Raw genomic sequence first — 17,888 nt, 5'->3', positions numbered from 1 at the left:
GTCAAACTGTGGGAGCGGGCTTGCTCGCGAAGGCGGTGGGTCAGGTTCAGATGCATTGACAGGAAGACTGCATTCGCGAGCAAGCCCGCTCCCACATTGGTATTGTTGCGTCTGTTGTAACGCCGTCAGCCAGGAGGAATCATGTCTACCGCCGTTCGTCTCGCCCAGGCAGCCGATGCCGAAGGGATCAGCCAGGTCATCCTGGCAGCCTTGCACAGCAGTAATGCGCGGGATTACCCGGCGGATGTGATTGCTCGGGTCGCGAGTAATTTTACGCCTGACGCTGTGCTGGCTTTGCTCCAGCGGCGGGTGGTGCTGGTGGCGATTCAGGATCAGGTGATCGTCGCCACTGCTGCCCTTGACGGCAATGTGGTGCGCTCGGTGTTCGTCAACCCGGCGCTGCAAGGGCAGGGCATCGGGCGGCTGCTGATGATCGAAATCGAACTGCGTGCCCGCGAAGCCGGGGTGACGGTCTTGAACGTGCCGTCTTCGCTGACGGCCGAGCCGTTCTATACCAAGCTGGGGTTCCACACGGTGCGCGATGTCTATCACGGCAACGAGCGCACGCTGGTGATGGAGAAGGCGTTGTTATCCCGCCATCCCATTGGGCCGTATCGCGACCGTCAGCACCGTGCGCAGGTGGTGGCCTTGTGGCAGGAGGCGTTTGGGTATGACACCGCGCACAACCTGCCGACGTTGGCGATTGATAAGAAACTGGCGGTCAACGATGGGTTGTTCTTTGTGGCGACGGATAAAAAAGCCGTGATCGGCAGCATTCTCGCCGGCTACGACGGGCATCGTGGCTGGCTGTATTCGGTGGCGGTGCACAGCGATTATCGGCGGCAGGGTTTGGGCGCGTCGTTGGTGCGGCATGCCGAGCAGGCGTTGACGGCGCTGGGGTGTATGAAGATCAATTTGCAGATTACGGGCGGGAATGACGCGGTGGTGGGGTTTTACGAGGCGTTGGGGTATGGGGTGGAGCCGAGGATTAGTATGGGGAAGAAGATTGGCGTGAATATCCCGACTCAATCTTGAAAACACTGTAGATCAAATGTGGGAGCGGGCTTGCTCGCGAATGCGCAGTGTCAGTCACCTGATTCAGTGCTGACAGACCGTATTCGCGAGCAAGCCCGCTCCTACATTGGGTTATGCGTGTGGGCTGTTAGACCTTGACGATCCAGCCTTCCGGCGCTTCAACGTCGCCGGTCTGCACACCGGTCAGCTCTTTGTAGAGCTTCTGGGTGATCGGGCCAACTTCGGTTTCGCTGTGGAATACGTGCAGTTTGCCGTTGTACTGGATACCGCCGATCGGCGAGATCACCGCAGCAGTGCCGCAGGCACCGGCTTCCTTGAACTGGTCCAGTTTGTCGATGAAGACTTCACCCTCGACCACTGTCAGGCCCAGGCGCGACTGGGCCAGTTCGATCAGCGACAGGCGGGTGATGCCTGGCAGCACCGAAGGCGACTTCGGCGTGATGAACTGGTTGTCGTGGGTGATCCCGAAGAAGTTGGCCGAACCGACTTCTTCGATTTTCGAATGGGTCATCGGGTCCAGGTAGATTGCATCGGCGAAACCGGATTTCTTCGCTTCGGCACCCGGCATCAGGCTGGCAGCGTAGTTGCCACCCACCTTGGCGGCACCGGTGCCCTGTGGCGCGGCGCGGTCGAAGGTGGAAATCTGGAAGTTGTGTGGCACCAGGCCGCCCTTGAAGTAGGCGCCGACCGGGATTGCGAAGACCGAGAAGATGAACTCCGGCGCGGTACGCACGCCGATATTGTCACCGGTGCCGATGACGAACGGGCGCAGGTACAGCGCGCCGCCGCTGCCGTACGGCGGGATGAACCGCTCGTTGGCCTTGACCACTTGCTTGCAAGCGTCGATGAACGCGTCGGTCGGCACGTGCGGCATCAGCAGGCGGGCACAGCTGCGCTGCATGCGCGCGGCGTTCTGGTCAGGACGGAACAGGTTGATCGAACCGTCCTTGCAGCGGTAGGCCTTGAGGCCTTCAAAGCACTGCTGGCCATAGTGCAGGGCAGTGGAGCCCTCGCTGATGTGCAGCACGTTGTCGTCGGTCAGGGTGCCGGCTTGCCATTCGCCGTTTTTCCAGACCTGGAGAAACCGCTTGTCGGTCTTGATGTAGTCAAAACCCAGCTTGTCCCAATTGATGCTTTCGTTACCCATGACACCCTCTATCTCTGGTCAACCGCCTGGTCGAAGACAGGCTTGTCGGTTTTTTTCTGGATGGGCGCAACAATACTTCATTCTTGGCCGGTGTGGGAGCGGGTGGGCGGGCCATTCAGCAGGTGTGTTGGCTGATCCACCGCTATCGCAGGCAAGCCAGCTCCCACCTTTGGAATGTATTCCTCTGTGGGAGTCGGGCTTGCCCGCGATGGCCTCACCGCGGTTTTAAAGGTGCAGCGCGTGACCCAAGGCCCTTAAAGCAGCTTCCTGCACAGCTTCGCCGAGGGTCGGGTGGGCGTGGATGGTGCCCGCTACGTCTTCCAGGCGCGCGCCCATTTCCAGGCTCAGGCCGAAGGCCGTGGACAGTTCCGACACACCCACGCCTACGGCCTGCCAGCCGACAATCAGGTGGTTGTCACGCCGCGCGACTACACGCACGAAGCCGGTTTTAGACTCCAGCGTCATTGCCCGGCCATTGGCCGCAAACGGGAAGCTCGACACGATACAGTCAAGGCCCGCCGCCTTGGCTTCGTCCGGGGTCTTGCCGACCACCACCAGTTCCGGGTCGGTAAAGCACACCGCCGGGATGGCCGCCGGGTTGAATTCGCGGGATTTACCGCTGATCAGTTCGGCAACCATTTCACCCTGGGCCATAGCCCGGTGCGCCAACATCGGCTCGCCGCTTACGTCGCCGATGGCATACACGTTGCGCATGCTGGTCTGGCAACGGCTGTCGATCTTGATCGCCGAACCGTTCATCTCCAGGTTCAGCGCTTCGAGGTTCCAGCCCTGGGTGTTGGGTTTGCGACCCACGGCCACCAGCACCTGATCCGTCTCCAGCGACAGGGTGTCGCCATTCGGGTCACGCACTTGCAGGCTGTTGTTCTCAAAACCGGTCACGCTGTGCTTGAGGTACAGCTTGACGCCCAACTGCTTGAGGGATTCTGCCACGGGCAGTGTCAGCTCGCCGTCGTAAGCGGGCAGGATACGTTCCTGCGCCTCGACCACACTGACCTCGGCACCGAGCTTGCGGTAGGCAATGCCCAGCTCCAGGCCAATATAGCCGCCACCCACCACAACCAATCGCTTGGGGACGCGGGTGGGCGCCAGCGCTTCGGTTGAGGAGATGATCGGCCCGCCAATTGGCAGTATCGGCAAGTTGACGCTTTTCGAACCGGTGGCCAGCACCAGGTGTTCGCATTGGATGCGCTGGTCGCCGACGTCGACGGTTTTACCGTCCACTACTTTGGCCCAGCCGTGGATCACCTGCACTTTGTGCTTCTTCAGCAGCGCGGCAACGCCGGTGGTCAACCGGTCGACGATGCCATCTTTCCATTCCACGCTCTTGCGGATGTCGAGGGTCGGCACATCCACTTCGATGCCCAACTGTGAGCCCTGGCTATGGTGCACGGTTTGCTGGAACTGCTCGGCCACATGGATCAACGCCTTGGACGGAATGCAGCCGATATTCAGGCACGTGCCGCCCAGCGCCTGGCCTTCTACCAAAATGGTCGGGATACCCAGCTGACCCGCCCGAATCGCGGCCACATAACCACCAGGGCCGCCGCCGATAATCAGCAGCGTCGTGTTCAATGTCTGAGACATGCCTTACTCCAAAAACAGGCTGGCGGGTTGTTCGAGCAGGCCGCGAATGGCCTGGATGAATTGCGCCGCGTCCATGCCGTCGACCACGCGGTGATCGAAGGAACTGGAGAGGTTCATCATCTTGCGCACCACGATCTGGCCTTTGATGACCATTGGCCGCTCGACAATGCGGTTGACGCCGACAATCGCCACTTCCGGCAGGTTCAGCACGGGTGTACTGACGATGCCGCCCAGCGCGCCGAGGCTGGTCAAGGTAATGGTGGAGCCGGACAGCTCATCACGGCTGGCCTTGCCATTGCGTGCAGCGGTGGCCAAACGTGCGATTTCCTCGGCATTGCCCCACAGGCTGCGTGCTTCGGCGTGGCGCACCACCGGCACCATCAAGCCCACGTCGCTCTGGGTGGCGACGCCTACATGCACCGCGCCGAGGCGGGTGATGACCTGGTTTTCGTCGTCGTAACGCGCGTTGATCTGTGGGAAATCGCGCAGCGCCACGACCATGGCGCGCACGATGAATGGCAGCAGGGTCAGCTTGCCGCGTGTAGCGCCATGTTTCTCATTGAGGTGCACGCGCAGCTCGTCGAGGGCGGTGACGTCGATTTCTTCCACGTAGCTGAAATGCGCGGCGCGGCGGGTGGCGTCCTGCATACGCTGGGCGATCTTGCGGCGCATGCCGATCACCGGGATCTGTTCTTCGCTGTTGCGTTCGGCGTAAGGGTTGCTCGCCGCAGAAGTTTTTGCCGGACCCTGAAGCAAGTAAGCCTCCAGGTCTTCGTGCAAAATGCGGCCCGCCGGGCCAGTGCCCTGGACCAGACGCAGCTGAATCCCGGCATCCAGCGCATGCTTGCGCACGGCAGGGGAGGCCAGTGGGCGTTCGTCGGCTTCGCGGGCCACAGGTGCTTGAGTCGCCACGAGCGGCGCGGGTTTGCTGGCGGCTGGCGCAGGCTTGGCTTCCACCACCGGCGCCGGCACCGCTTTTACCGGTTCAGCCACTGCCGGCGCCTCTTTTGCATTGCCCGCGCCTTCCACTTCGATGCTGATCAAAATACTGCCCACGGCCATGACTTCACCCGGCGCGCCGCCGAGGGAAATCACTTTGCCGTGCACCGGCGAGGGAATGTCCACCATCGCCTTGTCGGTCATCACATCCGCGAGCACCTGGTCTTCAACCACCAGGTCGCCAACCTTCACGTGCCATACCGACAGTTCAACTTCTGCGATGCCTTCGCCAATGTCCGGCATCTTGATAACGTGCGTGCCCATTCAGACCTCCATAACCCGTTTCAACGCCGCGCCCACTCGGGACGGCCCTGGGAAATACGCCCACTCTTGCGCGTGCGGGTAGGGCGTGTCCCAACCAGTGACGCGTTCGATCGGCGCTTCCAGGTGGTGGAAGCAATGCTCTTGCACCAGCGCTACCAGCTCGGCACCAAAGCCGCAGGTGCGGGTGGCTTCATGCACCACCACGCAACGACCGGTCTTCTTCACCGACTTGACGATGGTTTCCAGGTCGAGCGGCCACAGGCTACGCAGGTCGATGACTTCGGCGTCGATGCCGGTTTCTTCGGCGGCCACTTGCGACACATACACCGTGGTGCCGTAGGTCAGCACGGTGACGGCCGAGCCGGGGCGCACGATAGCGGCGATGTCCAGCGGCACGGTGTAGTAACCGTCCGGCACTTGTGCTTGCGGGTGTTTCGACCACGACGTGACCGGGCGATCGTGGTGGCCATCGAACGGGCCGTTGTACAGGCGCTTGGGCTCGAGGAAGATCACCGGGTCATCGTTTTCGATGGAGGCGATCAGCAGGCCTTTGGCGTCATACGGGTTGGACGGCATTACCGTGCGCAGGCCGCAGACCTGGGTGAACACCGCTTCGATACTCTGGCTGTGGGTCTGGCCGCCGTAAATGCCGCCGCCGCAGGGCATGCGCATGGTCAGCGGCGCAGTGAACTGGCCGGCCGAGCGATAACGCAGGCGCGCCGCTTCCGAGATGATCTGGTCAGTGGCAGGGTACACATAGTCGGCGAACTGGATTTCCGCGACCGGGCGCAGGCCGTAGGCACCCATGCCCACGGCCACGCCGACGATGCCGCTTTCCGAGATCGGCGCGTCGAAAACCCGCGAGCTGCCGTACTTGTTCTGCAACCCTTCGGTGCAACGGAACACTCCGCCGAAGTATCCAACGTCCTGGCCGAACACCACCACATTGTCGTCACGCTCAAGCATCACATCCATGGCCGAGCGCAGGGCCTGGATCATGGTCATGGTGGTGGTGGTCATGGCGGTTTCCAGTTCAATGCTGTTGTTGTGATCGTTCATGTCAGATCCCCAACTCTTGACGCTGGCGCTTCAAGTGCTCCGGCATCTCTTTATAGACGTCTTCGAACATGGTCGCGGCGCTTGGAATCTGGCCACCGGCCAGGGTGCCGTACTGTTCGGCTTCTTTTTGTGCCGCGATGACTTCGGCTTCAAGTTCGGCACTGACCGCCGCGTGTTCCTCTTCGGACCACTGGCCAATCTTGATCAGGTGCTGCTTGAGACGGACAATCGGGTCGCCCAACGGGAAGTGGCTCCAGTCATCGGCGGGGCGATATTTGGAAGGGTCATCGGAGGTGGAGTGTGGACCGGCGCGGTAGGTGACCCACTCGATCAGGGTTGGCCCGAGGTTGCGGCGCGCGCGCTCGGCAGCCCAGGCTGAGGCGGCGTACACCGCGATAAAATCGTTGCCGTCCACACGCAGGGAGGCGATACCGCAGCCGACGCCGCGTCCGGCGAAGGTGGTGGCTTCACCGCCGGCGATGGCCTGGAAGGTGGAGATGGCCCACTGGTTGTTGACCACGTTGAGAATCACCGGCGCACGGTAGACGTGGGCGAAGGTGAGGGCGGTGTGAAAGTCGGATTCGGCGGTGGCGCCGTCGCCAATCCAGGCCGAGGCGATTTTGGTATCTCCCTTGATCGCTGAGGCCATGCCCCAGCCCACGCCCTGTACGAATTGGGTGGCAAGGTTGCCGGAAATCGTGAAGAAACCGGCGTCTTTGACCGAATACATGATCGGCAACTGACGGCCCTTGAGCGGGTCGCGCTCGTTGGACAACAGTTGGCAGATCAGGTCCACCAGCGGCACTTCCCGGGCCATCAGGATGCTTTGCTGACGGTAGGTGGGGAAGCACATGTCGTCGATGTTCAAGGCCAGGGCCTGGGCGCTGCCGATGGCTTCTTCGCCCAGGCTTTGCATGTAGAACGACATTTTTTTCTGACGCTGGGCGACCACCATGCGGTTGTCGAAAATCCGCGTCTTGAGCATGGCGCGCATGCCCTTGCGCAGGATCTCGACCGGTACGCCTTCGCCCCACGGGCCAAGGGCCTGGCCCTGGTCGTCGAGCACGCGAATCAGGCCTTTTGCCAGGTCGGCGGTGTCGGCGGGTTCTACATCGATGGCGGGTTTGCGCACCAGGCCGGCGTCGGTCAGACGCAGGTAGGTAAAGTCGGTCTTGCAGCCTGGGCGGCCCGAGGGTTCGGGAACGTGCAGGCGCAATGGTGCATATGGCTGATTCATGGCTTTCTACGCTCGATCTTGTGAATTCTTGTAGTGGGCGCGCTAGCTGACAGTCAGTCTCCGGGTAGGAGAAATCTTGTCCTACAAACATCATAGGCGTGGCGTAGAAGAATATTTATCTGTGTTTCGTTGCGCTCGCGATCATTTGCGGATAAAAAAACTGCATAACCATAAAAAACAGGTGATTTTGTCTCATGCGCAAACTGGACCGTACCGATATCGGCATTCTCAACGCCTTGCAGGAGAACGCCCGCATCACCAACGCCGACCTGGCTCGCTCGGTCAATCTGTCACCCACACCGTGTTTCAACCGGGTCAAGGCGATGGAGGAATTGGGCCTGATCCGCGACCAGGTCACGCTGCTCGACGCGGATTTGCTCGGGCTGCACGTCAACGTGTTCATCCACGTCAGCCTGGAAAAGCAGAATGAACTGGCCTTGCAGCAGTTTGAAGGCGCGATCTCGGACCGCCCGGAAGTGATGGAGTGCTACCTGATGGCTGGCGACCCCGATTACCTGATCCGCGTGCTGGTGCCGACAATCCAGTCGTTGGAACGCTTCATGATGGACTTTCTGACCAAGGTACCGGGCGTAGCCAACATCCGCTCAAGCTTTGCGCTCAAACAAGTGCGTTATAAGACGGCGTTGCCCTTGCCGCCGGATGGCTTGATGGTCTGATTAAAGGTAGACGGCGGCGCTACGTTGCGCTGCCGAGTCAAATGCTGACCGTGTCCAGAGACGTTTCCATCTTTTTATTGATGCTCATCAATATAATCAGGACTTTCATCTGAGCGTTCCAATGCACCTGCTAAGCTGAATTTTTAAATGGCGGGATACGTCATGGATAATCAGCAATTAATATGCCGTGCGCTCTACGACTTTAATCTAACTCAGCTTTCTATTGCCGCAGCACTGGAAGATATGGCCGCGCTGATCGAAACGCTAAGTTGCCTGCCGCCGCCGATCAGTGCGTCATTGAAACGCCACCTGGAAACGGTCGGCCGAAACTGTGATCGCTCCTGTAATGCGATGTATTCGCTACTTAGTGAAGAGGCTGAAGTCGAATGACCTGGCGGGTTGTACGCAAGGGTGGGGCGACTTTGTTTGTTAGCTAAGTAACAGAAAAGTCTGAACGTTGTTTGCCGAAATAATAAATTTTTACGTGAGTGCTCACATATTTTTCACACATGACTACACACGATGGTAGCTATAAGCCACTTAACTAATAAGACCAGGCAAGAGGTGAGTAGCTATGTCCATGAGATCCGTGAAGTTAAACCTCCGTGCCGCCCTTTGTTTTGGCGTAGTTTGCCTTCTGCTATTAATTCAGGGGGGCATGACGCTGGTAAAAGTCGATACCATTTATGCCTCGACCGTTGAAATTGAAACCAACTGGCTGCCGAGTGTTCGTCTGGCCGGGAAAATCGACTCCGCCCTGTATAAGCTGCGCCTGGAGTTGCGCGGCTTTGCGATGGACGTGGTCATGAAAACTCAGGGCTCACCGGAGACAATCCAGAGCATCCGGGCGGACCTGACCAAGGTCGCCGAGAGTTATGCGGCCATGGTGTCGAGTGCCGAGGAGCAGGCTAAATATGACGAGGTCCTCAGTGGTATTCGAAGTTACAACCAGCAGGTCGACGGCTTTCTTGCGATCGCTGCCACAGGGGACGCTGCACGGCTCGCGGTCTACATGCATGACGTGCTGAGCCCCATCGCCGTAAAGGTACAGGGTTCGATCAGCGAATTGATCCAGTTGAACGAGCGCGGCTCGCAGCAGGCCGTGCAGGTCGCCGCCAGCGAGCACACTGCGACGCGTCTGTTTACCTGGGGGCTGATGGCGGTTTCACTGCTGTTGGCCGTGGCAGTCGCCGGCCTGTTTACCCGCAGTATCATTAAACCGGTACGTGAATTGCTCGTATCGACCGCGAAGATCGCTGAAGGCGACCTACGCGTGGCGATTACCGTGGATGGCAAGGATGAGCTGACGGCGCTTCAGCAGTCCACGGCGGCCATGCAGATGAACCTCAAGACCACCTTGCAGAACATCTCCGAAGCCTCAGGGCAATTGGCTTCGGCTGCCGAAGAGATGAGTTCGATTACCCGTGAGTCCAGCGCAGGTATTGAGCGCCAGAGCCAGGAAACCGATCAGGCCGCCACGGCGGTCAATCAGATGACGGCTGCCGTGGAGGAAGTGGCCCGCAACGCGGTCTCGGCCTCCCAATCGACCCAGGACTCCCAGCGCTCGGCGAAAATCGGCCAGGAGCGCGTCACCCAGACCATTGCCGCGATTGAAAAACTCAGCGCCACGGTGCAGCAGACCGGTGTGGAAGTCGAAGGCCTGGCCAGGCAGGCGCAGGACATTGCCCGGGTGGTGGAAGTGATCCGCTCGATTGCCGAACAGACTAACCTGCTGGCACTGAACGCCGCCATTGAAGCAGCGCGGGCCGGTGAGCAGGGGCGCGGCTTTGCGGTAGTGGCCGACGAAGTGCGGGCATTGGCCCACCGCACTCAGACTTCGACGCAGGAAATCGAGCAGATGATCGCGAAGATCCAGACCTGTTCCAGCGACGCCGTCGCCTCCATGAGCATGAACCGCAGCGAAGCGGTGGACTCATTGAAAATTGCTCATGAAGCCGGCCAGGCCATCCTTCAGATTACCGACGCCATTGCCGATATCAATGACAGAAACCTGCTGATCGCAACTGCTTCCGAGGAGCAGGCCCATGTGGCCCGTTCGGTAGATCAGAACCTGATCAGTATCCGCGACCTGTCGATCCAGAGTTCGTCAGCCGCCGGGCAAACGTCGATTGCCAGCCACGAACTGTCGAAGTTGGCGATGGACCTCAAGCACATCGTGGCCCGTTTTTCCATCGCCTGACGGTGCACGCAGTGAGGGATGGCCTATGTTGAAACGCATTCCTGCGTCGCAAGCGATTTTGGGCATGTATATCCATAAACTCGAGGGTGCCTGGATCGAGCATGGTTTTTGGAAAAACCAATTCTTACTGGAGCGCGCCGAGGATCTGCAGCGCCTGCAGGCGTCGCAGATTCAGAATGTATGGATTGATACACTCAAGGGTTGCGACGTGACACCCGTTGTCGCGGCCACGTTGCACTCGGCACCGGCGCCGGCCAAGCCCCGAGAGGTGCTGATCCGTCACGAGATGAAGGCGGAAGTGGCTCGCGCGGTAAAGTTGTGTGGGGTTGCCAAGCGTGCGGTTATTACCATGTTCGGGGAGTTGCGCATGGGCGGGGCGGTCGCGCCCACGCAGGTGACCCAACTGGTGGACGATATCTCCCAGTCGTTGCTGCGACACCCCCATGCCTTGCTCAGCCTGGCCCGCCTGAAGACCACCAATGAATACACCTACATGCACTCGGTGGCTGTGTGTGGGTTAATGATCGCACTGGCACGCCAGCTGGAGATGTCACCCGACATGATCCAGGAAGCGGGCTTGGCCGGGTTGTTTCACGATGTTGGCAAAATGGCCGTTGCCGACGCGATCCTGAGTAAACCCGGCACGTTGACCGAGCTTGAGTTCGCCTCGGTGCGCCAGCACCCGGCGCAGGGCGCAGCCATGCTGCGACAATGCCCACAGATCAGCGCACTGGTGCTGGATGTGTGCTGGCATCACCATGAAAAGTGCGATGGCAGCGGCTACCCGCATGGGCTGGTCCAGAACCAGATCAGCCTGTTCGCACAAATGGGGGCGGTATGTGACGTGTACGATGCCATCACGTCCGAACGCCCCTACAAGCGCGGATGGGGCCCCGCCGAAGCGATTCAGAAAATGGCCGAATGGAAAGGCCATTTTGACGAAAGGGTGTTTCAGGCGTTTGTCCGGTGCGTGGGCATATACCCGGTAGGAACCCTGGTGCGCCTGGAGAGTGGGCGTGTCGGCGTCGTTATCGAACAAACGCCCACTTCACTGCTCACGCCGCTGGTAAAGGTGTTCTTTTCCGCACGTTCCCGTTTGCCGATTAGCCAAGTGGTGGTCAATCTGGCCAAGCAACCCGACAAGATTGTGGCGCGCGAGAACGCTGAGGAGTGGGGCTTCAAGCACGTCGACGAATTGTGGTCGGGGCTCGCGCGCACCAAAGGGTCCTATTTCGATTAGCCGCTCACAGCTGATTCAGCGGAATCTTCAGATAGACCACGCCATTCTCCTCCGCTGGCGGCATATTCCCCGCCCGCACATTCACCTGGATCGCCGGCAGTAGCAGCGTCGGCATTCCCAACCCGGCATCGCGTGTCGTGCGCATCGCCACAAACGCTGCTTCCTCCACCCCGTCATGCACATGGATATTCCCCGCGCGTTGTTCTGCCACGGTGGTCAAGCACTTGGCTGCACGGCCCTCAGGTGGATAGTCATGGCACACGTACAGCTCGGTCTCCAGTGGGAAGGCCAGCAACTTGCGCATCGACGCATACAATTGGCGCGCATCGCCGCCGGGGAAATCGCAGCGGGCGGTGCCGACGTCGGGCATGAACAGGGTGTCGCCCACCAGGATCAAGCGGCCGTCGACCAAATACGCCATGTCCGCCGGCGTATGCCCGGGCACATGCAGTGCCTGGGCCTTTAAATTGCCGATATGAAAGATCTCATCCGGCGCAAACAGGTGGTCGAACTGCGAGCCATCGACGCGAAATTCCGGCTCCAGGTTGAACAAATGCTTGAATACGCCCTGCACCTTGCTGATCGATTGGCCGATGGCGATCTTGCCACCCAGCGTACGCCGCAGGTAGGGCGCGGCGGACAGGTGATCGGCATGGGCGTGGGTTTCCAGCAGCCATTGCACCTGCAAGCGATGCTCGCGCACAAAGGCGATGACTTTGTCGGCTTGGGCCGTATCCGTGCGCCCGGAAGCCGGGTCGTAGTTGAGCACCGAGTCGACGATGGCGCACGGGCCACCGTCGTTTTCATAGAGGACATAGGTGAAGGTCGACGATGCCTCGTCCAGAAAGGCTTGAATCAACGCTGGCATGGCGGCTGTCCCTGTTGAGGAAAAAAATGAAGAAGAAAAATGTGGTTACAATCAGTTTATGATTACACATAATGTTTTGAGCTTAAGTGACGTAAAGGACCCGAGGCAAATGGAATCTACTCTGAGTGAGGGCGAAGTCGCCCAGTTGCGCGCGTCGGCGTCCAAGGCTTGCTCCTTGCTCAAGGCGCTGGCCAATGAGGACCGCTTGTTGATCTTGTGCCAGTTGACCCAGGGCGAGCGCAACGTCGGCGAGCTGGAAACCATGACCGGCGTGCGCCAGCCCACGCTGTCTCAACAGTTGGGCATCTTGCGTGACGAAGGGTTGGTCGCCACCCGTCGGGAAGGCAAATACATTTTCTACGGGCTGGCCAGCCACGAAGTGATTCAAGTGATGAAAACCTTGTCCGGGCTGTACTGCGGCGCGGTCATGAAAAGCTGGGCGTGACGCCATCCGGCAGCGACCCTTGTGTGCATTGACTATAAAAGGCAAAAGACCATGACCGAGCAACACTGTGGACCAACCATCAGTGGCGACATCGTAGTCATCGGCGGCGGCTCGGCAGGTATCGGCCTGCTGGCCAGCTTGCTCAAGCGCGACCCGCACCTGAACATCACCCTGATCGAACCGAGCGAATTCCACTGCTACCAGCCGGCCTGGACCCTTGTCGGCGGCGGTGCCTACGACCTGAAAAAGACCCGGCGCCCACTGGCCGACGTGCTACCCAACGGCGTCACCTGGGTGCAGGCCACCGTCACCGAGTTGCAGCCCGAAGAACACACGCTGGTGCTCGACAGTGGCCAGCGCGTCACCTGGAACAACCTCATCGTCTGTCCCGGCCTGCGCCTGGCCTGGGAGAAAGTCGAAGGCCTGCAAGACACCCTCGGCCAGAACGGCGTCACCTCCAACTACAGTTACCAGCACGCTGCCTACACCTGGCAATTGGTGCAGCAACTCAAGGGCGGCAAGGCGATTTTTACCCAGCCGGCCATGCCGATAAAATGCGCGGGCGCGCCGCAAAAGGCCATGTACCTGTCCTGCGATCACTGGCTCAAGCAAGGCCACCTGAAGAACATTGACGTGGAATTCAACCTGGCGGGAGCGGCCCTGTTCGGGGTGGCGACCTTTGTGCCGCCGCTGATGAAATACATCGAGAAATACAACGCGCACCTGGCGTTCAACTCAAACCTGATCAGGGTTGATGGCCCGGCACGCAAGGCCTGGTTCGAAGTAAAAAACGCCGAGGGCACTGTCACGGTTGAAGAGAAAACCTTTGACCTGCTGCACGTGGTTCCGCCGCAAGTCTCCCCGGACTTCATCCGCCAAAGCCTCCTGGCCGATGCCGCCGGCTGGTGCGAAGTGCACCCCCACAGCTTGCAGCACTTGCGCTACCCGCACATCTTCGGCCTCGGCGATGTATGCGGCACCACCAACGCCAAGACCGCCGCCGCCGTGCGCAAACAGATCGTGGTCGTCGCGGAAAACCTGCTGGCCCTGCGCAAGCAGGCGCCGCTGCCGCTCAAGTACGACGGCTATGGTTCGTGCCCGCTGACGGTGGAGAAGGGCAAGGTGGTGCTGGCCGAGTTCGGTTACGGCGGCAAACTGCTGCCGACCTTTCCATTGGACCCGACCCGGGCGCGCCGCTCGATGTGGTTTCTCAAGGCCACGCTGCTGCCGTGGTTCTACTGGAACGGCATGCTCAAGGGCCGCGAATGGCTGACCCGCCTGAGCAAGGTGGATTAAATGCTGCTGGCGAGTGTGTTGGGGTTATTGATGGGCCTGGTCATGGGCCTGACCGGCGCGGGCGGCGGCATCCTCGCGGTGCCGGCGTTGGTACTGGGGCTGGGCTTGACCATGACCCAGGCGGCACCGGTGTCGTTGCTCGCCGTAGGTGCGGCGGCGGCGGTCGGGGCGGTTCATGGGTTGCGTCACGGCCTGGTGCGCTACCGTGCCGCGTTGTTGATTGCCTTGCTCGGGGCGCTGTTTTCACCGCTGGGTGTGTTTGTCGCACACCAGTTGTCGGAGCACCTGCTGATGGGCTTGTTCAGCGCGTTGATGGTGCTGGTGGCCTGGCGCATGTTGCAACGTGAAAAGGTCGAGGCCGGGCCCAGCGACCATGGTGCCGCGTCCTGGGGCCAAAAAAACTGCATGCTCAACCAGCAAACCGGGCGCCTGGCCTGGACCGCCAAATGCACGGCCACCCTGGCAGCGCTGGGCGCAGTGACCGGCGCGGTGTCGGGCTTGCTCGGCGTGGGCGGCGGGTTTCTGATCGTGCCGGCGTTCAAGCAACTGACCGATGTGCAGATGCGCGGCATTGTGGCTACATCGTTGATGGTGATCAGCCTGATTTCACTGATCGGCGTGGCGGGTGCGATGCACGCCGGTGTGACTATCGGGCCCGTGGGCTGGGTGTTCATCGGCGCCAGCATTGTCGGCATGCTGGCGGGGCGGCGTTTGTGTTCGTTGATCAGCGCACGAACCTTGCAGGTAGGCTTCGCGAGCCTGTGTGTGCTGGTGGCTGTCGGAATGCTCATCAAGGCAACACTCTCACCCTGACCTGGAATACAGTCCAACTGTGAGAACTGGCTTGCCTGCGATAGCGGTGTGGCTGACCCACCGCGATCGCAGGCAAGCCATCTCTCACCGTGTTGACCGTGTACATATTTGACATGGCAAGATGAACGCCTCTCAGGTTTACTAGGCCCTGAGTCACGGATTCACCGGCCTTGCACGTCGGATCATCAAGGTCATGCAATGGACAAATACACCCCCCACACCTGGCAGCCCCACGAGCGACCGAGCCTGCCCGGCTCGCCGTCGACGCCGCTGCACCCCACGCACAAGCGCTGGCTGTTTGCGCTGGTCGGCGTATTGGTCGCGATTACCGGCGGGCTGGGCAACGCCCTGGTGATCGCCAACCTGCAATACCTGCAGGGTGCTCTCGGCGCGACCACCGCCGAGATGGCCTGGCTGCCCGCTGCTTATGTCATGACCAACGTGTGCATGAACCTGTTGCTGGTGAAGTTTCGCCAGCAGTTCGGCTTGCGTGCGTTTACCGAGGTGTTCCTGGTACTGTATGCACTGGTGACCTTCGGCCATTTGTTCGTCAACGACCTCAGTTCGGCGATTGCGGTGCGGGCGGCCCACGGTATGGTGGGTGCGGCACTGAGTTCGTTGGGCTTGTACTACATGATCCAGGCGTTCCCGGCGAAGTGGCGCATGAAAGCCCTGGTGCTGGGGCTGGGCACCGCGCAGTTGGCGTTGCCGCTGGCGCGATTGTTCTCCGAAGATTTGCTGCAAATCGCCGAATGGCGCGGGTTGTACCTGTTTGAACTGGGCCTGGCACTGATCTGCCTTGGCTGCGTATTTCTGCTCAAGTTGCCGCCCGGCGATCGCTTCAAGACTTTTGAAAAACTCGACTTCCTCACCTTCGGCATCCTCGCCACCGGCGTGGCACTGCTCTGCGCGGTGCTGTCCCTGGGGCGTATCGACTGGTGGCTGGAAGCGCCGTGGATCGGCGTCGCCTCGGCCTGTTCCCTGGTGCTGATCATGGCTGGCCTGGCCATCGAGCATAACCGCAAAAACCCGTTGCTGATGACCCGTTGGTTGGGCAGTGGCGTGATGATCCGCCTGGCGCTGGCGGTGGTGCTGATTCGCATGGTGCTGTCGGAGCAGTCCACCGGCGCCGTGGGGTTCATGCAGATGTTGAACATGAGCTACCAGCAGATGCACACGTTGTACGTGGTGATGCTGGCCGGGGCGATTGCCGGGCTGGTGGTCAGTGCGCTGACGATCAACCCGGCCCACTTGCTGATGCCGTTGATCATCTCCCTGGCGCTGATGGCCACGGGCTCGGTAATGGATAGCTTCTCGAGCAACCTGACCCGCCCGCAGAACCTGTACATCAGCCAGTTCCTGCTAGGCTTTGGCGGCACATTCTTTCTCGGGCCGACGATGGTGCTGGGCACGAAAAACGTGTTGACCAACCCGCGCAACCTGGTGAGTTTCTCGGTGATGTTCGGCATTTGCCAGAACCTTGGGGGCCTGATTGGCGCGGCCTTGCTGGGCACCTTCCAGATCGTGCGCGAGAAGTACCACTCCAGCATGATCGTCGAGCACCTGACCCTGCTTGACCCGCTTGTGGCCGCGCGGGTGCAGAGCGGCGGTTCGGCCTATGGCGGCGTCATCGCCGACCCGCAATTGCGCAACCTGATGGGCATCCGCAGCCTGGCCACTGCGGCCACGCGTGAGGCGAACGTGATGGCCTACAACGATGTGTTCATGTTGATTGCGATCATCGCGATCCTCACCATGCTCTGGATATTTATCCGCAGTCTGTGGCTGATGAGTACCACCAAGACAGCAGCCCCTCTCGTTCAACCCAGCGGCGTTAATTCATGACCGAACCGACCACCAGCACCACGACCACCACTAACGCCATCGCGTCCACCCCGGAAGGCACCACGCCGCCGGGTGCATCGGTCACCGAGCCGCGCTCGCTGCGGGTGCGCATCATCTCGTCCCTGGGCTTTGCCGCGATCGCCATCGTCGGTGTGCTGATCGTGCTGTATGCCTGGCAATTGCCACCGTTCAGCAGCGCGGTGGAAACCACCGAGAACGCCCTGGTGCGCGGGCAGGTGACGATTATCGGCCCGCAACTGAGCGGCTATGTGTATGAAGTGCCGGTGCAGGACTTCCAGTTCGTCAAGGCCGGCGACCTGTTGGTGCGCCTGGATGACCGCATCTACAAGCAACGCCTCGACCAGGCACTGGCGCAACTGGCCGTGCAGAAAGCCTCGTTGGCCAACGTGGTGCAGCAACGCAACAGCGCCGAAGCGACGATCAAGCTGCGCCAGGCCGCACTGGTGGACAGCCAGGCCCAGGCGCGCAAAAGCACTGCCGACCTGCGCCGAAACGAAGAGTTGATCAGCGACGGTTCGGTGTCCAAGCGTGAGTTGGATGTGGCCCGCGCCGCGAATGCGCAGACCATCGCCGCTGTGGCCCAGGCCCAGGCCAGCCTGGAAATTGCCCGGCAGGACCTGCAAACGGTGATCGTCAATCGCGGTTCGTTGGAAGCCGCTGTGGCGAGTGCCGATGCGGCCGTGGAACTGGCGCGTATCGACCTGTCCAACACCCGCATCATCGCGCCGCGTGACGGCCAACTGGGGCAGATTGGCGTACGCCTCGGTGCCTACGTCAACTCCGGCGCGCAGTTGATGGCCCTGGTACCGCCCCAGTTGTGGGTGATTGCCAATATGAAAGAAACCCAGATGGACAATGTGCAGGTTGGCCAGCCGGTGACCTTCACCGTGGATGCGCTGAACCACCGCAAGTTTCACGGCACGGTGCAGCATATTTCCCCGGCGACCGGGTCGGAGTTCAGCCTGTTGCAGGCGGACAATGCCACCGGCAACTTTGTGAAGATTGCCCAGCGGGTGCCGGTGAGGATTACGGTTGACCCCGACCAGGCCGAGATCGAGCGCCTGCGGCCGGGGTTGTCGGTGGTGGTGAGTATCGACACGGCAGGGCGCCTCAAAAACACACCGCCCTGACACAGAC

At 60.6% G+C, this 17,888-nt stretch carries 16 protein-coding genes; 10 read left to right on the top strand and 6 right to left on the bottom strand.

From position 1 onward, the window contains the following. Positions 1 to 141: 141 nt before the first annotated feature. Positions 142 to 1,035: a GNAT family acetyltransferase gene (locus ACDZ94_RS21500; RefSeq protein WP_082895916.1), complete on the top strand. Its 894-nt coding sequence runs from the start codon at positions 142 to 144 to the stop codon at positions 1,033 to 1,035. 127 nt (positions 1,036 to 1,162) lie between these two features. Here the strand turns inward: ACDZ94_RS21500 and ACDZ94_RS21495 are convergent, their stop codons facing one another. The 5 genes from ACDZ94_RS21495 to ACDZ94_RS21475 form a co-directional block, all read right to left on the bottom strand. Continuing rightward, a complete protein-coding gene (locus ACDZ94_RS21495; RefSeq protein WP_064453040.1) occupies positions 1,163 to 2,182 on the bottom strand; it encodes a branched-chain amino acid aminotransferase in 1,020 nt (339 codons plus the stop codon). Positions 2,183 to 2,407: 225 nt separating this feature from the next. Then, positions 2,408 to 3,787, bottom strand: a complete 1,380-nt coding sequence (gene lpdA, locus ACDZ94_RS21490; RefSeq protein WP_432750787.1) for a dihydrolipoyl dehydrogenase — start codon at positions 3,785 to 3,787, stop codon at positions 2,408 to 2,410. A gap of 3 nt (positions 3,788 to 3,790) precedes the next feature. After that, positions 3,791 to 5,050, bottom strand: coding sequence for a dihydrolipoamide acetyltransferase family protein (locus ACDZ94_RS21485; protein WP_432750786.1), 1,260 nt, complete (start codon positions 5,048 to 5,050; stop codon positions 3,791 to 3,793). Next, positions 5,051 to 6,109 (bottom strand): alpha-ketoacid dehydrogenase subunit beta, encoded by a 1,059-nt coding sequence (locus ACDZ94_RS21480; protein ID WP_432750785.1) that lies wholly within the window; start codon positions 6,107 to 6,109, stop codon positions 5,051 to 5,053. It lies immediately after the preceding gene. Between the two features lies 1 nt (position 6,110). After that, positions 6,111 to 7,346, bottom strand: coding sequence for a 3-methyl-2-oxobutanoate dehydrogenase (2-methylpropanoyl-transferring) subunit alpha (locus ACDZ94_RS21475; protein WP_221295159.1), 1,236 nt, complete (start codon positions 7,344 to 7,346; stop codon positions 6,111 to 6,113). A 194-nt stretch (positions 7,347 to 7,540) separates the two neighbouring features. Between ACDZ94_RS21475 and ACDZ94_RS21470 the strand changes: the two genes are divergently transcribed. From ACDZ94_RS21470 to ACDZ94_RS21455, 4 genes are all read left to right on the top strand, one after another. Beyond that, positions 7,541 to 8,023: an Lrp/AsnC family transcriptional regulator gene (locus ACDZ94_RS21470; RefSeq protein ID WP_017847498.1), complete on the top strand. Its 483-nt coding sequence runs from the start codon at positions 7,541 to 7,543 to the stop codon at positions 8,021 to 8,023. 162 nt (positions 8,024 to 8,185) lie between these two features. Next, positions 8,186 to 8,413 (top strand): hypothetical protein, encoded by a 228-nt coding sequence (locus tag ACDZ94_RS21465; protein ID WP_084375795.1) that lies wholly within the window; start codon positions 8,186 to 8,188, stop codon positions 8,411 to 8,413. A gap of 184 nt (positions 8,414 to 8,597) precedes the next feature. Next, complete coding sequence (locus ACDZ94_RS21460; RefSeq protein WP_432750784.1) at positions 8,598 to 10,223, top strand: methyl-accepting chemotaxis protein; 1,626 nt, start codon at positions 8,598 to 8,600, stop codon at positions 10,221 to 10,223. A 25-nt stretch (positions 10,224 to 10,248) separates the two neighbouring features. Next, positions 10,249 to 11,463 carry an HD-GYP domain-containing protein gene (locus ACDZ94_RS21455; protein ID WP_432750783.1) on the top strand — a complete coding sequence of 405 codons (1,215 nt, stop codon included), beginning with the start codon at positions 10,249 to 10,251 and terminating at the stop codon, positions 11,461 to 11,463. A gap of 4 nt (positions 11,464 to 11,467) precedes the next feature. Here ACDZ94_RS21455 and ACDZ94_RS21450 read toward each other — a convergent pair whose 3' ends face one another. After that, the gene (locus ACDZ94_RS21450) at positions 11,468 to 12,331 is read right to left on the bottom strand and encodes an MBL fold metallo-hydrolase (protein ID WP_432750782.1); all 864 of its coding nucleotides are present in this window, start codon (positions 12,329 to 12,331) and stop codon (positions 11,468 to 11,470) included. A gap of 109 nt (positions 12,332 to 12,440) precedes the next feature. On the opposite strand from ACDZ94_RS21450, the gene ACDZ94_RS21445 reads away from it, so the two are divergent. From ACDZ94_RS21445 to ACDZ94_RS21425, 5 genes are all read left to right on the top strand, one after another. After that, positions 12,441 to 12,776: an ArsR/SmtB family transcription factor gene (locus ACDZ94_RS21445; RefSeq protein WP_053256978.1), complete on the top strand. Its 336-nt coding sequence runs from the start codon at positions 12,441 to 12,443 to the stop codon at positions 12,774 to 12,776. 51 nt (positions 12,777 to 12,827) lie between these two features. Then, a complete protein-coding gene (locus ACDZ94_RS21440; RefSeq protein WP_432750781.1) occupies positions 12,828 to 14,072 on the top strand; it encodes an FAD-dependent oxidoreductase in 1,245 nt (414 codons plus the stop codon). After that, positions 14,073 to 14,885, top strand: coding sequence for a sulfite exporter TauE/SafE family protein (locus ACDZ94_RS21435; RefSeq protein WP_432750780.1), 813 nt, complete (start codon positions 14,073 to 14,075; stop codon positions 14,883 to 14,885). 198 nt (positions 14,886 to 15,083) lie between these two features. Further along, positions 15,084 to 16,730 carry an MFS transporter gene (locus tag ACDZ94_RS21430; RefSeq protein ID WP_432750779.1) on the top strand — a complete coding sequence of 549 codons (1,647 nt, stop codon included), beginning with the start codon at positions 15,084 to 15,086 and terminating at the stop codon, positions 16,728 to 16,730. Further along, positions 16,727 to 17,881: an HlyD family secretion protein gene (locus tag ACDZ94_RS21425; RefSeq protein WP_064453028.1), complete on the top strand. Its 1,155-nt coding sequence runs from the start codon at positions 16,727 to 16,729 to the stop codon at positions 17,879 to 17,881. Before ACDZ94_RS21430 ends, ACDZ94_RS21425 begins: the two co-directional genes overlap by 4 nt. The last annotated feature ends 7 nt before the right edge of the window (positions 17,882 to 17,888 follow it).

The sequence above is a fragment of the Pseudomonas sp. UBT genome (assembly GCF_050915955.1).
GTDB classification, from domain to species: Bacteria; Pseudomonadota; Gammaproteobacteria; order Pseudomonadales; family Pseudomonadaceae; genus Aquipseudomonas; species Aquipseudomonas antarctica_A.
Note: the sequence above shows the minus strand (reverse complement) of the source record. Positions and strands in the feature narration are given on the sequence as shown.